Consider the following 19,215-nt stretch of genomic DNA (forward strand, 5'->3'; position numbering starts at 1 on the left):
CAAACTGGATTCGCTATTATCTGAGTAACTCAATATAGTTCCGTATTAATGGTGTTCCGACGACTCATCAGTGCATTGGGTCTCCTGCTCCTTGTCATCGTGGCCACGATGGTCGGTTTGCGAGCCCGTGCTCCCGAGGGCTCGACGGACCTGGGGCCTCCCCAGCCGGCGCATCAACTGCTGACGCCCGAGCCCCTGGCCGCGACGAGCAGCTGGCTTGGCGTCGTCATCGCCGAGGAGTCCGTCGACCTGGCCGCATCCCGGGAAGGGCGCGTGGCGAACATTCGCGTCCAGGTCGGAGATCGGGTGAAGCAGGGCGAAGTGGTCGCGACGCTGGATGTCATGGCGGCCCAGCAGGAGCTGGCCGTCGCCGAGGCCGAGTTGCTGTCGAGCCGCGCCGAACTGCGCACCTCGCAGCTGGCCCTGGAAGAGGCGCAGGAGCGACTGGTGCGGCGTGACTCCCCGGAGCAGCTGCGAACCGGAGCAATCTCCCACGAGGAGCTGTCCACGGCGCGCTATCAGGAACAGACGGCCTCCGCGAAGGTGGCGGTCGCGCAGGCGCAGATCCTCGAACGCGAAGCGAAGGTGGCCCAGCTTCGCCGCAACGTGACGGAGACCTCCATCCGCGCGCCCTTTCAGGGCGTGGTCGCGAGCCGGTTCGTGGCGACGGGCGCCCAGCTCCAGGCGGGCCAACCCGTCCTCCACCTGTTGCGCAGTGGGGCCATGCAGGCGCGTTTCGCCATCCCCCCCGCGGATGCACGGCACGTCGCGGTGGGGCAGCGCTTGTTGCTGGAGGCGACCGAACAGCAATCGATGTTCAAGGGGCGCGTCATTCGCGTCGCGCCCGAAGTCGATGTCGCCGCGATGAAGGTCTTCGCCGTCGCGGAGCTGGAGGCCGAACCTGACGCCACCTTGCCCGCGGGCACGGTGGTGCGTGTGCGGGTGGACCCCAGGCCCGCATCCAGCGGGGGCCCCCCCGTCGTGGAGACTGCTTCAAACCATCCTTGAGACACATCAGGCCCGCCGTTCCTGGCACGTCCCTTCGTGCCGGCGGGACCAGGAGCCACACCGTGGGAGGCAATCCATCCATTTTTCGCAAGGAGGCGCTGGATCACTACCAGCAGCATGGGCGGCAGGACGGTGATGTGCTGCGCATCGCTCCGGAATGGACCCGGGCGGCCTACGTACTGCTGGTCGGGCTGTTGGTGGTGGGCGTCGTGCTCTGCGCGGTGGGCACCGTCTCCGAGTACGCCTCCGGGGCCGCGCTCGTGCGGGTGGAGCGCCGCACGGACGTGACCGCCCCCCTGGGGGGCGTCGTGGTGTCCGTCGCCGTCCAACCCGGCCAGCGCGTGTCCCAGGGCCAGCTGCTGGTGACGCTCATGTCCGACGACGAGCGCAACTCGCTGGCACGCATCCAGTACGAGTCAGACCTGCACCTGGTGCGATATATGCGCGACCTGTCGGATGTGTCGGCCCGTCAGTCATTGACCACCCTGCGAGCGGAGCTGGAGCTGGCCCGCTCCAAGCTGGATGCGCGGTCACTGCGCGCCCCTGTGACAGGCGTCGTGGGGGACCTGCGCATCCAGCCGGGGCAATACCTCACGCAGGGCGCGCAGGTGGCCTCGCTGGTGGAAGACGACGCTCCCGTGTACCTGCTGGCCCTGCTGCCCGGCTACTACCGCCCCTTCCTGCGTCCCGGCATGCCGCTGCGGGTCGAGCTGGATGGCTTCCGCTATGACTACCGGGAGGTGCTCATCGAGTCGGTGGGTGACCAGATCATCGGCCCGGGTGAGCTGCAGCGGTACCTGGGGCCTGACCTGGCGGACGCGGTCAAGCCCGAAGGGCCGCTCGTGCTGGTGCGGGCCCGCCTGCCTTCGCGCACCTTCTCCCGGGAGGGAAGGGTGTTCGGGTACTTCGACGGCATGCCCGCCCACGCGGAGGTGGCGGTCCGCTCGGAGCCCATCTTCCTGACCCTCATCCCCGGGCTCAAGGTGCTCTTCCCCCATGACGGTTGAACAGGACGCGCCGGGGCCGCGCAAGCCGAGGTTGTCGGAGCGGTTCCCCGCGATGAATCGGTTGCAGCGGCGGTCGCGCCGGCTCATCGAGGTGCGCCAGCTGTCGGCGACCGACTGTGGCGCGGCGTGCCTCACCATCGTGCTGCACTACCACGGCCGGGAGATGACACTGGACATGGTCCGCGAGCTGACCGGCGCGGGCCGCGATGGCGTGGGGGCCCGCACGCTGCTGGACACGGGGCGAAGGCTCGGGTTGAGGGGGCGGGCCATCTCCATCGACCTGGATCGCCTGCCCCACCTTCCCGTGGGCGCCATCCTCCACTGGGACTTCAACCACTACGTCGTCTTCGAGAAGATCTCCGGCGACCTCGTGTCCATCGTGGATCCCGCCCAGGGACGGCGCACGGTGGCGCTGGAGAACTTCCGCCAGCGCTTCACGGGCGTGGTCCTCGTCTTCGAGCCCGCGGCGGACTTCCAGCCCATGGCCCCCGAGCGGCGCAACAGCTTGCGCTATCTGTTGCCCCTGCTGGTGCAGGCGGACTCGCTGGGACGCATCGTCCTGCTGTCCGCCGCCCTGCAGCTCTTCTCGCTCGGGGTTCCCGCGCTCACCGGAATCATCGTGGACCGGGTCGTCCCTCGTGGCGACTACCACCTGCTGCTGGTGCTGGGCGTGTCGCTGGCCAGCCTGGTGCTGTTCCACTTCATGGCCTCGCTCATCCGGGGCCACCTGTTGCTGGAGTTGCGAACCCGCCTGGACCTGACAATGGGGCTCGGGTTCCTGGATCACCTGGTGGACCTGGCCTACTCCTTCTTCCAGGTCCGCTCCGCGGGCGACCTGATGATGCGCATGAACTCCCAGGCGAACATCCGGGAGATCCTCTCGTCCACGACCATCTCCACCCTGCTCGACGGGACGATGGTGCTGCTCTACTTCGCCATGCTGTTCATCGCGAGCCCCTGGATGGGACTGGCCGTGTTCATCCTGGGATTGAGCCAGGTGCTGCTCTTCGTGCTGACCCGCAACAAGCGCCGCAGCCTCCTGTCGGAAGGGCTGGAGCTGGATGCCAAGAGTCAGAGCTATCAAATCTCCATGTTGACGGGCATCCAGACCCTCAAGGCCTTCGGCGCGGAGCGGCGGTCGGTGGAGAGCTACTCGCACCTCCTGGTGGACGTGCTGAACGCATCCCTGTCCCGTGGACGGCTGACCCTGTGGGTGGACTCCGTGATGGCGGCCCTGCGGCTGGCGTCGCCGCTGGCGCTGTTGAGCCTGGGCGCCTTCCTGGTGCTGGAGAAGCACCTGACGCTGGGGGAGATGCTCAGCCTCAACGCGCTGACCGCCGCGCTGCTCGTCCCCCTGTCCCAGCTGATTGGTTCCGCGGGCCAGTTCCAGCTGCTGGGCACCTACCTGGACCGCATCAATGACGTGCTGGACACGCCGCCGGAGCAGCCCGCGCAGGGAGCGGGCCGTGCGCCGCAGCTGCTGGGCGGCATCGAACTGGACAGGGTGTCCTTCCGCCACAGCCCGGCGGCGCCCCTGGTCGTGGAGGACGTCTCCCTGCGCATCGAACCCGGGCAGATGGTCGCCATCGTCGGACGCTCGGGCGCGGGCAAGAGCACCGTGGCCAACCTGTTGCTGGGGCTGTACCTGCCGACCTCTGGACGGGTCATCTACGACGGCGTGGACCTGACTCGCATGGACCTGCGCCTGCTGCGCGGCCAGATGGGCGTCGTCCTCCAGGATCCGGCCTTCTTCCCGGCCTCCCTGCGGGAGAACATCTCGCTGGGGTCGCGCGAGCTGCCCATGAAGGCCGTGATTGAAGCCACGAAGCTCGCGCACATCCACGACGACATCATGGCGATGCCCATGCAGTACGACACGCTGATGGTGGACCGGGGCTCTTCCCTGTCAGGCGGTCAGCGGCAGCGGCTGGCACTGGCCCGGGCGCTGATGCACAAGCCCGCGGTGCTCCTGCTGGACGAGGCAACGAGCGCGCTGGATGCCACCACCGAAAGCCAGGTCCAGCAGGCGCTGACGTCGCTGAAGTGTACACGAATTGTCATTGCCCACCGGCTCAGCACCATCCGCAGCGCGGATCTCATCGTCGTCATGGACGCGGGCCGCGTCGTCGAAACAGGGTCACATGAGACACTGCTCGCGCTCGGTGGCATTTATTCCCGGCTCGTCCATTCCCAGATGGAAGCCACGCCCGCCATGGCTCGCGGCGCCTGATTCCCGTGCCAGGTGTGTGTTGAGTGGGGTTGAGGTGAGTTGAACTCAAATAATCTATCGTCATTCCGGGTTCTGCGGGTTGTTGACATTTCTCATGCTCTGATAGACCATTGCATTCACTCCAGCGCTCGGCACGTGAGGCTTCTCCCCGCATGAGTCTGTCCGACCATTGGCCTACCCGTGACGAGCGAGCCTTTTTTGAGCGCGAAGGCTATCTCGTCGTTCCCGATGCCCTCTCACCCGCGCAGGTCAGCGGCCTGACGGAAGCCATTGAAAGGTGCCGCCAGCGGGAGGAGAGCCCTCCGGAGGCGTTCTACAACCGGCTCGACATCCTGGGACAGGACGACGCGTTCCTGGAGTTGGTCGACAATCCGGCGGTGCTGGGAAGAATCAGTGGCCTGCTGGGCTGGAACATCTGGGTCAATCACACCCATTACAATGTGCGTCCGCCGGACGCCTCCGCCGAGAAGTATCGCTATGACTGGCATGTAGACGGCGGGATGTTCAGTCAGGATCTTCAATTTCAGCCGCCGATGACCGCCATCAAAGTGGGGTTCTACCTCACCGACCTGGTTGAGCCCGGTCGGGGGCAGACCTTCATCTACCCGCTGTCGCTCATGGAGGAGCGCAACTGGCGGGAGGAGTTCAGGCCCTTCACCGCTCCGCCGGCGGAGGCCCGGCCCCTGACCGTGAAGGCGGGCTCCGCGGTCCTGTTCCAGCAGCGCACCCTGCACAGCCAGGGGAGCCCGAACCTGTCCGCGTTCACCCGGAAGGCCATCTTCGTCCAGTGGGCGTTCCGCTGGCTGTTCCCCGTGGATGAGATGTCCGTCGGTGCATTGGATGCGCGCGTCCAGGACCCGGTGCGCAGGCAGTTGTTGGGACTGGATCGCAAGCGTCCCTTTGGAAGGCTGTCCGCGAAGTACTACCCCCGCCCTGAGGATCTGCCCTTGAAGAACCGGCTGATTGAACAGGTGGGGATCTCCCGGATGTGTGAGCTGGGGCCGTCCGCCACGCGCCATCTCACGCAGTTGCTCAAATTCGAGCTGTAGCCCAGGTGTAGCACGCAGCACCTGTCGTCCTTTCGCCCGAGGTGCACCTCAAGGCAACGGGTCGGCAATTCACCCCCACAACGAGAGGGAGTACCCCCATGAGCAACGTCAAGAGCATCATCCAGAACATGTCTGGCGAGACCCGCGCCCGCGCGGAGGCGTTCGCGAGCGCCAAGGGCCTGTCCCTCGAGGCGGCCGTCGCCTCGCAGCTCGAGGTGGAGCTCACCGAGAGCGACCTGTCCGGCGTCGTCGGCGGCCTGCAGGCCATCGAGAACGTCGAGCTGCCGGACGGCACCGAAGTCATCGAGGGCTGAGACGGCTGACCGCGGCGGGCCTCCTTCGGGAGGCGCCGTGGGTGGGTCGCTCAACCTGAGCTGAGACACCTGTCCGATGCCTGTGGACAGGTTCATCCAGGGGCGGGTCTCCGTCCATCCGGACGGAGGTCGTGCCCGCCGTGCATCGTCAAGGCCACACCCCCCCGGGATCCGATGTGAGAATGCCAGACCTGTCCGCGCTCGAGTTCATCCTCCATCCGATGTCGGTCGAGGTGTTCCTGTCCGAGTACTGGGAGAAGAAGGTCCTCCACATCCCCAGGAACCGGCCGGACTACTACTCGCACCTGTTCAGCCTCGGGGAGCTGGATTCGTTCCTGGGTCATTCGATGACGAATGACGAGGTCCGGATGGCCAAATCCGGGAGCGTCACCCATCCCAACGTGGAGGGTGACAACAAGACGACCCTCTATCAGTTCTACGAGCGCTACCGCGACGGCCACACCATCGTCATCCGGAACATCCACCAGTGCTGGCCGCCCGTGGGGGAGATCGCGAACGCGCTGGCGCGCGCCTTTGGCTGCTACATCAGCACGTTCTCCTACGCGACCCCGGAGAACTCGCAGGGGTTCAAGACCCACTGGGATGATCACGACATCTTCGCCCTCCAGCTCGAAGGGGAGAAGGAGTGGCGCCTGTATGACTCTGGCCCCGAGCTCCCCCGCTACAGCAAGGAGCGGGGCGAATACGAGCGCCAGAGCAAGCCCGCGGACGGGCCCTCCCACGTCATCAACCTCAAGGCCGGCGACCTGCTCTACTTCCCCAAGGGCGTCATCCACGAGCCCCGGACCCGGACCTGCTCCTCGCTGCATGTGACGTTCGGCCTGTTCCCGGACACCTGGGAGAAGCTCATCACGGAGTCCGTGATGGACCTCGCGGAGAGGGATCCGCGCTTCCAGGAGAGCCTGCCGTTCGGCTATTGCGTGGACACTGCCCACGCCTCACGGCTGTTCGAGCGGGCCCAGGAACTGGCGGAGCAGGTGGCGGGCTCGGCCCACTTCGAGGATTCGCGCAACCGGCTGGCGGCGAAGTTCCTGGACCGGATCGCCCCGCTGGCGGACGGGCACTTCTCCTGCCTGGGGAGCGGCATGCATGTGCATGCGGGGACCCCGCTGGAAAGACGCAGGAGCATGGATGGCGTCGTGCTCAGCCAGGGCGGCAAGGTGAAGCTCCACTTCCCGGGAGGCCATTACCTTGCGGCCCGCGAGCGCGAGGCCGCGCTGCGCTTCGTGGCCACGGAGGAGCGGTTCCTCGCCGGAGACATTCCCGGCCCCGGCGCGCCCGAGCAGTTCGCCCTGGTCCGCGACCTCATCCAGGTCGGTTTCTTGAAGATCGCGGAGCCGAAGGGCGAACGCTGACGGCACGGGTTCCTTCGGAAGACAGCCATGAGCCATTGCGAAAACCTCCAAGCCGTCCTCTCGCCTACGCCCCTGGAGCAGTTCTCCAGTGCCTTCTGGGAGCGCAGCTCCCTGGTGGTCAGGCGGGACGCGCCCGACTACTTCAGTTCGCTGTTCTCCTCCGCGGAGCTTGACGGGCTCATCAATTCGTCCTTCACCAACAACAACATCCACCTCATCCAGGGCACCCAGTTCGCCGCGGCCTGGCCCCGCCGGCCTCGCAAGACGACGCTCTCCGAGTTCTACAAGGAGTTCTCGGACGGAAAGAGTCTGGCCCTCCGGGAGATGCACGTCCGCTGGAAGCCCATCACCCGGCTGGTCAGCGCCATCGCGCGGCAGTCCGGTTTTGTCATCACCGCGGATTTGATCGCGGCGCCTCCTCGCTCATGCAACGCCGGCACCTTCAACGACAGTCGCAGCTTCTTCGTGCTCCAGTTGGAGGGGGCGTCCACCTGGCGCCTGCCGCCCGGCAGGTTCAAGCCCCTGTCGCCGGAGGCGCCGCGAACGTCCGCGGGCCCGGAAGGGGGCGGCGAGTCGCTGTCCCTGAAGGCCGGTGACACCCTGTACCTGCCTTTCTCCAACCTGCCGGGAGGCGCTTCGTCGAGCGACGCCCTCCCGATGGTCGAAACCCAGGATTCGCACTCCCTGCACCTCGTGTTCACCGTGCAGCGGGTGACGTACGCGGACTTGCTGGGCCGCGCCGTCGCGGGGGCCAGTGTCAAGGACATCGAGTTGCGGCGGGCGATGGGCTTTGGTGGCCCGCTGCGCCCGTCCGGCAAGGCGAAGTCGGAGCCTCGGTTCCGCGAGCTGGCCGCGAAGACCTTCGAGAAGCCGGACTGGGAGGGGGCGCTCCAAGCGCTCAAGCGTGAGCACCGGAAACGGTTGCCCTTCCTTCCGGATGGGCACTTCGAGCTGCTGCGTCACGTGGAGAGCGTCGACGCGACGACGGTCGTCAAGCGAAGGCCGGGAATCGAGGTGCAGGCGCACCTCTTCGAGGGCCAGACCGAGCTCATCTTCCCGGGCTATTACTACCATGGTCCGGAGAAGCTCCTCCTCGCCCTGGACTTCATCAGCACCACCCAGCAGTTCGCGGTCAAGGACATCCCGGGCTGGTACACGGATCCGGAGCGCGTCCGCCTTGTGAAGCATTTGATTTCAATGGGCATCCTGACGTTCGCGACCCCACCGGCCGCGAAAGCCGAAGTCCGGCCTGAGAGCGCATGAACAAGCCGAGCATCTACCACGAGCATTCCCCCCAGCTGGACACGCTCTGGAAGAAGTCCGTCGCGCGAATCTGGAGTCCCGATGGGGAGACCGGCTGGTACGATCAGTCCCTGCGCGAGGTGATGGTCCTCGGCACGCTCTTGAGGAAGTTCCACATCGAGCCCAGGGGCGTCCTCTACCTGGGCGCGCATTCCGGATACCTGCTGTGGGTGTGGCTGCTGCTGGGCTACCGGAACGTGCTGATGGTCGAGCCGCAGGAAGACGTCTTCAAGCGGCTCACGACCGTGGCCAAGGCCACCAGCGCGATGGCGATGGTGCGCGACCAGATGCTGGACTGCGAAGAGCCAACGCAGATCCACGTGGCCCAGTGCGCCATCAGCGATCATGACGGGGAGGCGGACTTCTTTGTCATGGCGCACAGCATGTTGAGCTCGCTGCAAGCGCCCAACGTGACGGAGTTCGAGCAGCAGCGCCTGCGGGAGGCCATGTCCGTGAACGAGCGCGTGACGGTTCCCGTGCGGACGCTCGATAGCCTGCTCCGGGAGTTCGCGGAAGGTGGAGGTGACACCCGCTACAACACCCTCTACCTGAACATCCAGGGCGCGGAGCTGAAGGCGCTCCAGGGAGCACGGCAGACCCTCAAGCACATCGAGTTCATCCACCTGGAGGTCAACATCAAGGAGCGCTACGTCGGCGCTCCCACGGTGGAGGACATCGACACGTTCCTCGGTGAGCTGGGCTTCGAGCCGGGATGGGGCATGCGCTATCCCACCATTGGCAATGGCCACACGGCCTACGTGAGGAAGCGGTAGAGCGCCGTCACGGCGAACACCCTCCTCGCTCTCGCTGTGGGCAGGGAGAAGTGCCGCTGGAGGGGGACGCGCGGGCCTCAGGCCGGCGCGAGTGTGTGGACGCTGTCCAGCGCGCGCGCCACGTCCGCGTCATGCGTGACGACCACCAGGCCACGCCCGTGCGCCTTCATCCCATCGAGGTCTCGCATCACGCGCGCGGCGGTGCGCGGATCCAGGTGCTCGGTGGGCTCATCCAGCAGGAGCCAGGGGGCCGCTGAAAGCCAGGCGCGCGCGAGGAGGACGCGCCGCCTCTCGCCTCCCGAGAGGGCCTCGCCCCCGCGGCCGAGGGGCGTGTCGAGCCCCTGCGGCTGCCGCGCGTACCATTCGCCCAGGCCCGTCTTGTGCAGCGCCGCGACGGCCTCGTCGTCGGTGAGCGTCGCGCGCACGACCCGGAGGTTCTCCCGCAGGGTGGTGTCGAAGAGGTGCGCATCCTCGGCCGAGTAGTGCAGCAGCTCGACCCGGCGTTGCTCCCCCACGTCCGCGAGCGAGACCTCGCCGAGCTTCACCGCCCCGGCCTTCGGAGGGAGGTGCCCCGCCAGGCTGAGCAGCAGCGTCGTCTTCCCGCTCCCGCTGGGCCCGGTGAGGGCGAGCGACCTGCCTCGCCGCACCGTGAGGTCGATGCCCGAGACCGCCGCGCTTCGGTCCGGCCAGCCGCACGCCAGCCCCTCCGCGCGCAGGTGGGCCGCCGGAGCGGGGGAGGGGGACGCGGTGGACAGGGGCTCCGCCTCGGGCACCTCGAGGAACGGAAGCAGCCGCCGGGCCGCCTCGGTCGAGCGCAGCAGCTGGGTCAGCGCCGCGGGCATGGACTGGAGGGCCTCGAACGCACCGAGCGGCACGAGCACGACGACACAGAGCTCCACCTGCGAGAGCGCTCCGCGTCCAAGCGCCGCGAAGCCGAGGACGAGCGCCGCCCCCACGCTCGCGCTCCACGCGCCGTGCATCAGGAAGGTCGCCGCGGCGGTCCAGCGCGCGGCCCGCGCGGAGAGGCGCTCCAGACGCAGGTCGTCCTCGCGCAGCGCTCCCAGCAACACCGGCGCCCGTCCCGAGACCTTCCACTCCGCCGCGCCTTCGAGCAGCTCCAGCGAGGTGGCCAGCTGATGCGACCGGGTGTCCGACGACGCCTTCTCCAGGAGGGCCAGCGCGCGCGCCCCCATCCAGGGCGCCACGCCCCCCGCGATGGCCAGGCTCACGGCCAGGGCCCCCGCCGCCGCCGGAAGGAAGAAGGCGAGCAGGGCGACGCTGCCGACGCCGACTCCCACCGCGATGGCCATGGGCACGAGCGCGCGGATGACTGCCTCGCCCACCGCATCCACGTCGCCGCCGAGCCTCGCGACGAGGTCCCCGCGCTTGAGGCCCAGGACCCGGGTGAGCGGCCCCCGCGCGAGCGCGTCCACGAGCCGGGCCCTCAGCCGCGCCACGCCATGAAAGGCCACATCGTGCGCGACGAGCCGGTGGGCGTAGCGCAGGCCCGCGCGGGAGAGCCCCAGGGCCCTCACGCCGACGATGGCGAGCGTGAGGTCGAGCACGGGCGGCATCTCCGCCGCGCGCGCGATGAGCCACGCGGACAGCGCGCCCAGCGCCGTCGACGCGAAGAGCGCGGCCGTCCCGAGCGCGACCGCGAAGCCCACCGTGCGGGGACGGAGCCCGAGCTCCGGCAGCACCTGACGCAAGGGATGACGGCTCATGCGGCCTCCGCGAGGGTGTCCGGGGAAGGGGCTTGCGAGTGGAGCGTGAGGACCTCGTCCGCGATGGCCAGCGTCCGCGCGCGGTGGCTGACCAGCAGCAGGGTCGTTCCCTGCCGGGCGCGCCGCTTCAGCGCTTCGAGGACGCGCTGCTCGGAGACTTCATCCAGGTGCGCCGTGGGCTCGTCCAGGAGCAGCAGCCGCTCGTCGCCCGCGAGGACCCGGGTGAGCGCGAGCCGCTGCCGCTGCCCGAGCGAGAGGCCCTGTCCGTCCCGGCCCAGCTGCGTGTCCCAGCCGTCGGGCAGCCGCGCGACGACGGCATCGAAGCCGGTGGCCTCCGCGGCGGCAGACAGGGCGGAGTCCGCGATCACGCGCCCTCGACAGACGCTCTCGCGCACCGTGCCGGGCTCCAGGTGCAGCCGCTGGGGCAGCCACGCGAGCTGGGCCCAGTACGTCGTCAGGTCGAGCGACCCGAGCGGGAGCGCCGCCGCGCCTTCGGGCCGCAGGAAGACGCCCCCGCATGTGGGCGGCAGGAGCCCGAGCACCACCGCCAGGGCCGTGCTCTTGCCCGCGCCGCTCTCCCCTCGCAACCCGAGGATGCGGCCCTGTCCCAACGGCAGCGCGAACGAGAGCCCCTCCGGTGCGCGGCAATCGGCGTCGCGCGTGGCGACCGAGACGTCCCGCAGCTCCAGCGTCCCCGAGGTGAGCGGGGGCGCCGCGAGCGTGCCGCGCGCGGGCTGGGGGGCTTCGAGCCGCGCGATGGCCTGCGCCGCCGCCTCGGCGCCCTCCGCGGACGCGTGGAAGAGCGCGCCCACCTGACGCAGCGGCGCGTAGACCTCGGGCGCGAGCAACAGCACGAAGAGGCCCGTCTCCAGCGGCATCGCCCCTTCGAGCAGCCGCAGGCCAATCCCCACCGCCACAGTGGCAATCGAGAGCGTGGCGATGAGCTCCAGCACGAAGCTGGAGAGGAAGGCGCGCCGCAGCGCCTGGAGCGTGGTCCGCGCGTGCGCCTCGCTCAGCCGGAGGACCTGGGCCGCGACGCCCCGGTGCCGGCCGAGCGCCCGCAGCGTGGCGAGCCCGGTGATGAGGTCCAGCACCCGCGCGCTCAGCTGCTGCATGCTCGCGAGCTGCCGCACCGTGGCCTCGCGCGTGAAGCGGCCCACCAGGACCATGAAGAGCGGGATGAGCGGCAGCGAGCCCGCCATCAGGACCGCGGAGACCGGATCCGCGCGCCACACGCAGACGAGCAGGGCCGGCGTCGCCAGCGCCGTGAGCAGCAGCTGCGGCACGTAGCCTTCGAGATACGGCTGCAGCGCGTCCAGCCCACGCGTCGCCAGCTCCACCTGCGCCACCCCGCTGGCCGAAGCGCCCTCCCGCTCCGGCCGGGACGCCAGCCGCGCGAGCAGGCCTGCTCGCAGCTGCGCGATGACCCGGTGCGCGCTCCGCTTCCCCGTCCACTCCTGGAGCCCCGCCAGCGCCGCGCGCAGGAGCCACACGCCGCCCAGCCAGAGGAGGGCTTCAGGGCCTGCGGCCGCCTCGCGCGCATGCCCCAGCAGCCCCGCCAGCCCCCGCGCCTGCAGGACCGTGAGCGCGACCATCCCGAGCCCCAGGCCCGCGGTGAGCAGCACGTAGCGCCGCGCGGCGCTCGCGTGCCGCAGGAGCTTCGGGTCGAGCGGCTTCATGGGACGCTCAGCCCTCTCCCAGCGCCGGGGTGAGCTCGTCGACGGTGACGCGCTGGCGGAAGACCCAGTAGGTCCAGCCCTGGTAGGCCAGCACGAACGGCACCAGCGCAACGGCGACGTAGGTCATGATCCGCAGCGTGTAGGGGGTGCTCGACGCGTTCTGGACGGTGAGCGAGTGCGCCGGCTCCATCGCCGGCATCACGTCCGGAAAGAGCGAGCCGAAGAGCAGCACCACCACGCCCGCGATGGCCAGACAGCTGAAGGTGAAGGACCAGCCCTCCCGCTCCCGCCAGACGCTCAGCGCCGCCGCCCCCAGCGCCAGGGCCACGAAGCCCAGCACCGGCCACGTCCACGCCACCGAGTATTGCACCTGCGTCCACAGCCCGAAGGCCCCGCTGACCGCCAGCGTGGGCAGCGCCATCCGCTTCGCCCAGCCGAGCGCCCGCGTCCGCAGCGGGCCCTGGGTCTTCAGCGCGACGAAGACCGCGCCGTGGCTGAGGAAGAGCAGGGTGGTGGCCAGGCCGCCGAGCAGCGCGAAGGGGGAGAGGAGGCCGAGGAAGGTCCCGGTGAACTGATGCTTCGCGTCCAGGGGAACCCCGCGCACGATGTTCGCGAAGGCGACGCCCCAGAGCAGCGCGGGCACCCACGACCCCACCTGGATGGCCTGCTCCCAGCGGCGCTGCCACAGGGGGCTGTCCAGCTTGGACCGGAACTCGAGCCCGATGCCGCGCACGATCAACGCGACGAGGATGAGGAAGAGCGGCAGGTAGAAGCCGGAGAAGAGCGTCGCGTACCACTCCGGGAAGGCCGCGAACGTCGCGCCCCCGGCGGTGAGCAGCCACACCTCATTTCCATCCCAGACCGGGCCAATCGTGCGCAGCACCGCGCGGCGCTCCGCCGGGGTCTTGCCCAGGATGGAGAGCCACATCCCCACGCCGAAGTCGAAACCCTCCAGCACGAGGTAGCCCGTCCACAGGACCGCGATGAGACAGAACCAGAGTGTATTCAGTTCCATGATTTTCTATCGATGTCAGGGAAGAGGGGCCGGAGCTCAGTAGCCAAACGAGAGCGGCGCGGTTTCAGGGTGGCTGTCCTCGCTCGCGACGGGCGCCGGATGTTTCAGGCTCGCACGGACGAAGTGCCGCATCAGGTAGAACCAGACCGCCGCCAGCGCCCCGTAGACGCAGGTGAAGCCAATCAGCGTCGTCCAGACCATGGCGGGCGACACGGCGGTGGACACGCCGCTGGCCGTCAACAGGCGGAGCGCGTCCACCCCGGTGGGGTTGGGCGCCACCAGCCAGGGCTGCCGTCCCATCTCAGTGAAGATCCAACCAAAGGAACACGCGAGGAACGGCGTGGGCAGCGCCGCGAGGCTGAGCCGGGCCAGCCGCTCCGAGTTGCTCGCCGCGCCTCCCCGCGTGAGCCAGAACCCGACCAGCGCCAGCGCCGCGCTCCCCAAGCCCAGGCCAATCATCAGGCGGAAGGACCAGTAGGTGACGGCGAGGTTCGGCGCGTAGTCCGGCCCCGCGCCGTAGCGCTCCTCGTAGCGCTTCTGGACGTCGTTGACGCCCTCGAGCGGTGCCTGGAAGTCACCGCTGGCGAGGTAGGAGGTGAGGCCGGGGAGCTCCAGCAGGTGGCGCACGCCCTGGCAGTCGTTGGTCAGGTCGCCCACCGCGAGCAGCGAGAAGGGCGCTCCGGCGCGGCCGTCGCACAGCGCCTCGGCCGCGGCCATCTTCATGGGCTGCTGCTGGAACATCAGCTTCGCCTGGGCGTCCCCGCTCACCGCCACGCCGATGCCGGAGACGATGACGGTGACGAGCCCGAGCCGCAGCCCGCCGCGAAAGGTCTGGGCCTCCGTCGCTTCACCCGCCTGGCTCGAGCGCACCATCAGCCAGCCGCAGATGCCCGCCACGAAGGTGCCCGCGACCAGGAAGGCGGAGGTCACCGTGTGGGGGAAGGCCACGAGCGCCGTGTTGTTGGTCAACACCGCGAGGATGTCCGTCATCTCCGCGCGCCCGGTGGCGGGGTTGAAGTGCGCCCCGACGGGGTGCTGCATGAAGGAGTTGGCCGCGAGGATGAAGTAGGCCGAGAGGTTCACGGCGAACGCCACCAGCCAGATGGAGGCGAGGTGCAGCCCGCGCGGCAGCTGCTTCCAGCCGAAGATCCAGAGGCCCAGGAAGGTGGATTCAATGAAGAAGGCCGCCAGCGCTTCCATCGCGAGCGGAGCGCCGAACACGTCCCCCACGAAGCGGGCGTACTCGCTCCAGTTCATTCCGAACTGGAACTCCTGGACGATGCCCGTCACCACGCCGAGCGCGAAGTTGATCAGGAAGAGCTTGCCGAAGAGCCGCGTCAGCCGGAGCCAGGCCGGCTTGCGCGTCACCACCCAGAGTGTCTGCAGCAGCGCGACGAGCGGCGCGAGCCCGATGGTGAGCGGGACGAAGATGAAGTGATAGACCGTGGTGATTCCGAACTGCCATCGCGCGAGTTCAAGGCTGGTCATGACGGAGGGGCGTCATTGCAATTGCCCCGCCGTTCACGATGCCTCGGGGGCGCCCTGGAGCCTGCGCAACAGCTGCACCGCGCCCCATGGACCCGCGCAGATTCTGCGCCCGGGACCGCCCTCACACCGTCCGGGAGAAGCGGGGCTTCTCGGCCCTGGCGAGGTGGGCGTCGAACACCATCGCCACGTTGCGCACGAAGAGGCGGCCGAGCGCCGTCAGCTCCAGCTGCGTGCCGTCGCGGACCAGGAGGCCGTCGGCCTCGAAGGCGCGCAGCCGCTCCAGCTCCGGGGCGAAGTACGTCGCGCCCTCGTCGCCCAGGTCCGTCCAGAAGTTGCACATCAGCTGGGTGATGACGGCGCGGCGGCGCCGGTCGTCGTCGGTGAGGACGATGCCGCGCTCGGTGGCGAGGCGCCCCTCGGCCACCCGCGCGTAATAGGACGGCAGCGGCCGCACGTTCTGGGCATACGCTCCGCCCACGTCGCTGATGCCGGTGCTGCCCAGCGCCACCACGTCCGACGCGGCCTTCACCGTGTAGCCCTGGAAGTTGCGGCCCAGGCGGCGCCCGGCCTGTGCGCGCGCCAGCTCGTCCTCGGGCACCGCGAAGTGGTCCATGCCGATGGGCCGGTAGCCCGCCGTCAGGAAGGCCTCGCACGCGGCGCGGAACAGCTCCAGCTTGGTGCGTGCGGCGGGGAGGGCCTGCGCGGGCATGCGCTTCTGGTGCTTCAGCACGTCCGGCATGAAGGCGAAGGAGTAGACGGCGAGCCGGTCCGGCCGCATCTCCAGCACCGCCTCCAGCGTGCGGGCCCAGCGCTCCGCGTCCTGGTGGGGCAGGCCGTAGATGAGGTCGAAGTTCACGCCCGTGAAGCCCAGCGCGCGCGCATGCTCCAGCAGCGCGCGCGTCTGCTCGGGCGTCTGGAGGCGGTTCGTCGTCTGCTGCACCAGGGGGTCGAAGTCCTGGAGCCCCATGGACACGCGGTTGAAGCCCAGCTGGCGCAGCAGCGACAGCTGGCCCGGCGTGGTCAGCGCGGGGTGGACCTCGATGGCCACCTCCGCGTCCGGCAGCGGCGTGAAGCGGCGGGTGAGCTCCGTCCACAGCCGCTCCAGCTGCGCCTCGGTGAGGAACGTGGGCGTGCCGCCGCCCCAGTGGAGCTGCGACAGGCCCCGCCGCCCGCCCAGCCGCCGGGCGACCAGGTCCATCTCCATGACGAGGTGGTCGAGGTACCGGTCCGCCGCGCCCGGGTCCTGGCTGATGACGACGTTGCAGCCGCAGTACCAGCAGAGGCTGCGGCAGAACGGCAGGTGGACATAGAGGGACAGCGGCTCCGAGGCCTCCCGCGCGCCGGCCAGGGCCAGGCGCTCCGCGAGGGCGTCGGGGCCAAAGTCGCCGCGCCACTCGGGGGCGGTGGGATAGCTGGTGTAGCGCGGGCCGGCGACGTTGTAGCGGGCCAGCAGCTCCTCGGACGGCGTGGGGAGGTCGAAGGGTTGGTCCATCAGACCCCTGCTCCAATCCAAACCCCGTGCCAGCCTGCACCCGAGGGAGGCCCCGGGGCGGGCGCGCAACGTCTGCGCACCTCCCCAGGGCCCCGGACCTCCTCACGTCCTGACGCCAGGGCGTGCACCGCGATGCGAGAGCAATGCCCGGGACCGACGCCGCGGGCAGCCAGCGCATGGGAAGTGGCTTCAATTCCACATCCCTGGCTGTGTCTTGGGATGCCTGTCTTCCATGGAAAAAGGCTTGATTGCGTTCCTGGAGGTGAAGGCATTCATGAACAGCATTTCCTGGAGGGGGCTCCTGATGCATCGGAGGATGAATCAGCGGTGCGGCGCGTTGGGCATGGCGCTGCTGGGATTGCTCGGCTGCGGCGGTCCCCTGGAAGGGGCGTCGCCGGAGGCGTTGCGCACGGAGGCGGCGGGCGTCACCGTGCTGGCACCGAAGAAGGTGATGCCGCTGGGCGACTCCATCACCCAGGGGGCGGCGGGGCACGCCAGCTACCGGTGCCAGCTCTGGCGGAAGCTGACCCGGAATGGCTACAGGGCGGACTTCGTGGGCACCCTGTCGACGGGCTACCTGGGGGAGAACACCTGCTTCGCGCCCCGGTTCGACCGCGACCATGAGGGCCACTGGAGCTGGCGGACGGATCAGGTGCTCGCGAACATCTCCAACTGGGCTGAGAGTTCGCGTCCCGACCTGGTGCTCATCCACCTGGGCACCAACGACACGTACCATGACCAGACAGAGGACAGCACCGTGTCGGAGCTGGAGCAGATCATCGACCGGCTGCGCGTGGTGAACCCACGGGTGAAGGTGTTCCTGGCCCAGCTCATCCCCACCGCGGGCGCCGCGCTGGCGCTGAAAATCCAGTCCCTCAACCAGCGCATGCCCGGGCTGGCCGCGGCCAAGAGCACGGCGGATTCGCCTGTCTACGTGGTGGACCAGTGGACCGACTTCAACCCCTCGACGGACACGTATGACGGGGTCCATCCGAATCTCATCGGTGAGGAGAAGATGGCGGCGCGCTGGTACCAGGCCATCCGCGAGCACCTCTGACCGGGCCTCTCGGAGTCCCGCCCTCACGCCCCCCGAGTCCACTGGCGGACAGCAGGCCCCTGGATGCAGAATGCGCGCTCGCTGTCTCCCGGTGTGCGCGGCCACGCACCCGGTTGCCTCGTGCCGTCAAGGGACCGCTCCCGGACCGCACGCGTCTTGTTTCACCTGGGGGAGTCATGCGCGTCCTTGTTGCGACAGGGGTTCTTCGTTCACATGTGCTGCGAGTCGTGTTCTCGGCGGGGCTGCTCGGCGTCGCCGCCTGCAAGGGCTCGGCGGGCTCGGATGGCACCCAGGGCCCTGCTGGGCCTCAGGGCCCACCGGGTGCCCAGGGCCCTCAAGGTCCGCAAGGGCCCGAGGGCCCCGCGGGAGGTCCGCAGGGGCCACAGGGGCTGAGCGCCTTGCTGCTCACCACGCCCGAGCCCGCGGGCGCCAACTGCGGGTTCGGCGGCGTCAAGCTGGAGACCGGCGTCGACCGCAACGGCGACGGCGACCTGCTGGATGAAGGCGAGGTGAACGCGTCCGCCACGAAGTACCTCTGCAACGGCGCCCAGGGCCCCAAGGGCGACACGGGCGCGGTGGGCGCGGTGGGGGAGACGGGGCCCCAGGGGCCCAAGGGCGACACCGGCGACACCGGCCAGACGGGCCCGCAGGGGCCCAAGGGCGACACGGGCTCGCAGGGGCTCCAGGGTGAGTCCGGAGCGCTCGCGTTCGCCTACGGCGACGGCTCCGCGGGGGACTTCACGCTCTCCTCCTTCGCGAATCCGCAGTTCTTCCAGGCCGGGAACTTCACGCCCGCTGGCGCCAACCTGATGTTCCACAACGTGACCATCGACGGCACGCTCATCGTGTCGAGTGGGACGATGATTCGCGCCACCGGCGACATCGTCATCGGTGAGACCGGCGCCATCATCGTCAGCCCCGACTTCCATATTCAGACCCTGAACCCGTCGCAGAGGGGCATCGCCATGTCCGCCTCCTTCAACCACCTGGGAGGCAAGGGCCTGGACCTGGGGCGCACGTCCCTGGTCTCCCGCGCCGACCTCCTGGGGGGCGGGAGCGGGTTCCGCTCGACGACGAACCCCGACATCCTCGGCGGCGATGGGGGCGGGCGGCTCATCCTCGCCGCCAAGGGCAACATCATCATCCGCGGCTACATCGACACCAACGGTCGCCAGGGCATCAACAACAGTGTCCCCACCATCAACCGGCCCGGCGGAGCGCCGACCCCCGTGGCGGGCGGCGGAGGCGGTGGTGGCGGCGTCGTCAGCCTCCTCTCCCGTGGCACCATCACCGTGGATACCAACGGCAGGATCTTCGCCAATGGCGGCAATGGAGCCGTTGGCTGGAATGGCGCCAGTCCGGTGGCGGGCCAGATGTATGGCGGCGGCGGTGGTGGCGGTGGTGGCATCATCCAGTTCCTCAGCGCGAACGCGCCCGTCATCGTGAACCCCGCCAACGTCCAGGTGAACGGTGGCGCCGCGGGCGCGTCGGCCGTCTCTGGCACGGCCACGACGCTGGTCCAGACTGGCGGTGGCGGTGGCGCTTGCGCGGGCAATGGCGGAGACGGCACGAAGTCCACGGCGGCCGGTGACGCCGCCAAGGCGGGCACCACGGGAGACATCATCACCGTCAAGGCAGACCAGCCGGAGCTGCTCTTCTACTGAGCGCGGGGGCATGGCCTGACACGCACCTCCGCTGTCG

The 19,215-nt window shown here is 69.2% G+C and carries 15 protein-coding genes; 10 read left to right on the plus strand and 5 right to left on the minus strand.

Features of this window, described 5'->3' with window-relative positions; all coding sequences use genetic code 11:
• Positions 1–48 precede the first annotated feature (48 nt).
• From ACLEQD_RS00105 to ACLEQD_RS00140, 8 genes are all read left to right on the plus strand, one after another.
• The gene (locus ACLEQD_RS00105) at positions 49–1,008 is read left to right on the plus strand and encodes an efflux RND transporter periplasmic adaptor subunit (protein ID WP_410380746.1); all 960 of its coding nucleotides are present in this window, start codon (positions 49–51) and stop codon (positions 1,006–1,008) included.
• 62 nt (positions 1,009–1,070) lie between these two features.
• Positions 1,071–2,015 (plus strand): efflux RND transporter periplasmic adaptor subunit, encoded by a 945-nt coding sequence (locus tag ACLEQD_RS00110; RefSeq protein ID WP_410380748.1) that lies wholly within the window; start codon positions 1,071–1,073, stop codon positions 2,013–2,015.
• Complete coding sequence (locus ACLEQD_RS00115; RefSeq protein ID WP_410380750.1) at positions 2,005–4,245, plus strand: peptidase domain-containing ABC transporter; 2,241 nt, start codon at positions 2,005–2,007, stop codon at positions 4,243–4,245. Before ACLEQD_RS00110 ends, ACLEQD_RS00115 begins: the two co-directional genes overlap by 11 nt.
• Positions 4,246–4,397: 152 nt before the next feature.
• Positions 4,398–5,294 carry a phytanoyl-CoA dioxygenase family protein gene (locus ACLEQD_RS00120; protein WP_410380752.1) on the plus strand — a complete coding sequence of 299 codons (897 nt, stop codon included), beginning with the start codon at positions 4,398–4,400 and terminating at the stop codon, positions 5,292–5,294.
• A 98-nt stretch (positions 5,295–5,392) separates the two neighbouring features.
• Positions 5,393–5,608, plus strand: a complete 216-nt coding sequence (locus ACLEQD_RS00125; protein WP_207057902.1) for a hypothetical protein — start codon at positions 5,393–5,395, stop codon at positions 5,606–5,608.
• 182 nt (positions 5,609–5,790) lie between these two features.
• Positions 5,791–6,984, plus strand: a complete 1,194-nt coding sequence (locus tag ACLEQD_RS00130; protein WP_410380754.1) for a cupin domain-containing protein — start codon at positions 5,791–5,793, stop codon at positions 6,982–6,984.
• A gap of 27 nt (positions 6,985–7,011) precedes the next feature.
• Positions 7,012–8,247, plus strand: coding sequence for a JmjC domain-containing protein (locus tag ACLEQD_RS00135; protein ID WP_410380756.1), 1,236 nt, complete (start codon positions 7,012–7,014; stop codon positions 8,245–8,247).
• The gene (locus ACLEQD_RS00140; RefSeq protein ID WP_410380758.1) at positions 8,244–9,059 is read left to right on the plus strand and encodes an FkbM family methyltransferase; all 816 of its coding nucleotides are present in this window, start codon (positions 8,244–8,246) and stop codon (positions 9,057–9,059) included. Before ACLEQD_RS00135 ends, ACLEQD_RS00140 begins: the two co-directional genes overlap by 4 nt.
• A gap of 77 nt (positions 9,060–9,136) precedes the next feature.
• Here ACLEQD_RS00140 and cydC read toward each other — a convergent pair whose 3' ends face one another.
• From cydC to hemN, 5 genes are all read right to left on the minus strand, one after another.
• On the minus strand, positions 9,137–10,783 hold the full coding sequence (gene cydC / locus ACLEQD_RS00145) for a thiol reductant ABC exporter subunit CydC (protein ID WP_410380760.1): 1,647 nt from the start codon (positions 10,781–10,783) through the stop codon (positions 9,137–9,139).
• Positions 10,780–12,462, minus strand: a complete 1,683-nt coding sequence (cydD, locus tag ACLEQD_RS00150) for a thiol reductant ABC exporter subunit CydD (protein WP_410380762.1) — start codon at positions 12,460–12,462, stop codon at positions 10,780–10,782. Before cydD ends, cydC begins: the two co-directional genes overlap by 4 nt.
• Before the next feature lie 7 nt (positions 12,463–12,469).
• Positions 12,470–13,477 (minus strand): cytochrome d ubiquinol oxidase subunit II, encoded by a 1,008-nt coding sequence (cydB, locus tag ACLEQD_RS00155; RefSeq protein WP_410380764.1) that lies wholly within the window; start codon positions 13,475–13,477, stop codon positions 12,470–12,472.
• A 36-nt stretch (positions 13,478–13,513) separates the two neighbouring features.
• Complete coding sequence (locus tag ACLEQD_RS00160) at positions 13,514–14,965, minus strand: cytochrome ubiquinol oxidase subunit I (protein WP_410380765.1); 1,452 nt, start codon at positions 14,963–14,965, stop codon at positions 13,514–13,516.
• 121 nt (positions 14,966–15,086) lie between these two features.
• On the minus strand, positions 15,087–16,457 hold the full coding sequence (hemN, locus tag ACLEQD_RS00165) for an oxygen-independent coproporphyrinogen III oxidase (RefSeq protein ID WP_410380767.1): 1,371 nt from the start codon (positions 16,455–16,457) through the stop codon (positions 15,087–15,089).
• 274 nt (positions 16,458–16,731) lie between these two features.
• On the opposite strand from hemN, the gene ACLEQD_RS00170 reads away from it, so the two are divergent.
• Positions 16,732–17,514 carry an SGNH/GDSL hydrolase family protein gene (locus ACLEQD_RS00170; RefSeq protein WP_410380769.1) on the plus strand — a complete coding sequence of 261 codons (783 nt, stop codon included), beginning with the start codon at positions 16,732–16,734 and terminating at the stop codon, positions 17,512–17,514.
• A gap of 398 nt (positions 17,515–17,912) precedes the next feature.
• Entirely contained in the window at positions 17,913–19,178 is a 1,266-nt protein-coding gene (locus tag ACLEQD_RS00175; RefSeq protein ID WP_410380770.1) for a collagen-like protein, read from the plus strand.
• The last annotated feature ends 37 nt before the right edge of the window (positions 19,179–19,215 follow it).

Source organism: Corallococcus sp. 4LFB (genome assembly GCF_046520365.1).
GTDB lineage: Bacteria > Myxococcota > Myxococcia > Myxococcales > Myxococcaceae > Corallococcus > Corallococcus caeni.

Coding starts and splice junctions, on each gene's coding strand:
- cydD (WP_410380762.1), bottom strand. CDS start 12,462: ATGAAGCCGCTCGACCCGAAGCTCCTGCGGCACGCGAGCGCCGCGCGG.
- ACLEQD_RS00140 (WP_410380758.1), top strand. CDS start 8,244: ATGAACAAGCCGAGCATCTACCACGAGCATTCCCCCCAGCTGGACACG.
- ACLEQD_RS00135 (WP_410380756.1), top strand. CDS start 7,012: ATGAGCCATTGCGAAAACCTCCAAGCCGTCCTCTCGCCTACGCCCCTG.
- hemN (WP_410380767.1), bottom strand. CDS start 16,457: ATGGACCAACCCTTCGACCTCCCCACGCCGTCCGAGGAGCTGCTGGCC.
- cydC (WP_410380760.1), bottom strand. CDS start 10,783: ATGAGCCGTCATCCCTTGCGTCAGGTGCTGCCGGAGCTCGGGCTCCGT.
- ACLEQD_RS00170 (WP_410380769.1), top strand. CDS start 16,732: ATGAACAGCATTTCCTGGAGGGGGCTCCTGATGCATCGGAGGATGAAT.
- cydB (WP_410380764.1), bottom strand. CDS start 13,477: ATGGAACTGAATACACTCTGGTTCTGTCTCATCGCGGTCCTGTGGACG.
- ACLEQD_RS00115 (WP_410380750.1), top strand. CDS start 2,005: ATGACGGTTGAACAGGACGCGCCGGGGCCGCGCAAGCCGAGGTTGTCG.
- ACLEQD_RS00120 (WP_410380752.1), top strand. CDS start 4,398: ATGAGTCTGTCCGACCATTGGCCTACCCGTGACGAGCGAGCCTTTTTT.
- ACLEQD_RS00160 (WP_410380765.1), bottom strand. CDS start 14,965: ATGACCAGCCTTGAACTCGCGCGATGGCAGTTCGGAATCACCACGGTC.
- ACLEQD_RS00125 (WP_207057902.1), top strand. CDS start 5,393: ATGAGCAACGTCAAGAGCATCATCCAGAACATGTCTGGCGAGACCCGC.
- ACLEQD_RS00105 (WP_410380746.1), top strand. CDS start 49: ATGGTGTTCCGACGACTCATCAGTGCATTGGGTCTCCTGCTCCTTGTC.
- ACLEQD_RS00130 (WP_410380754.1), top strand. CDS start 5,791: ATGCCAGACCTGTCCGCGCTCGAGTTCATCCTCCATCCGATGTCGGTC.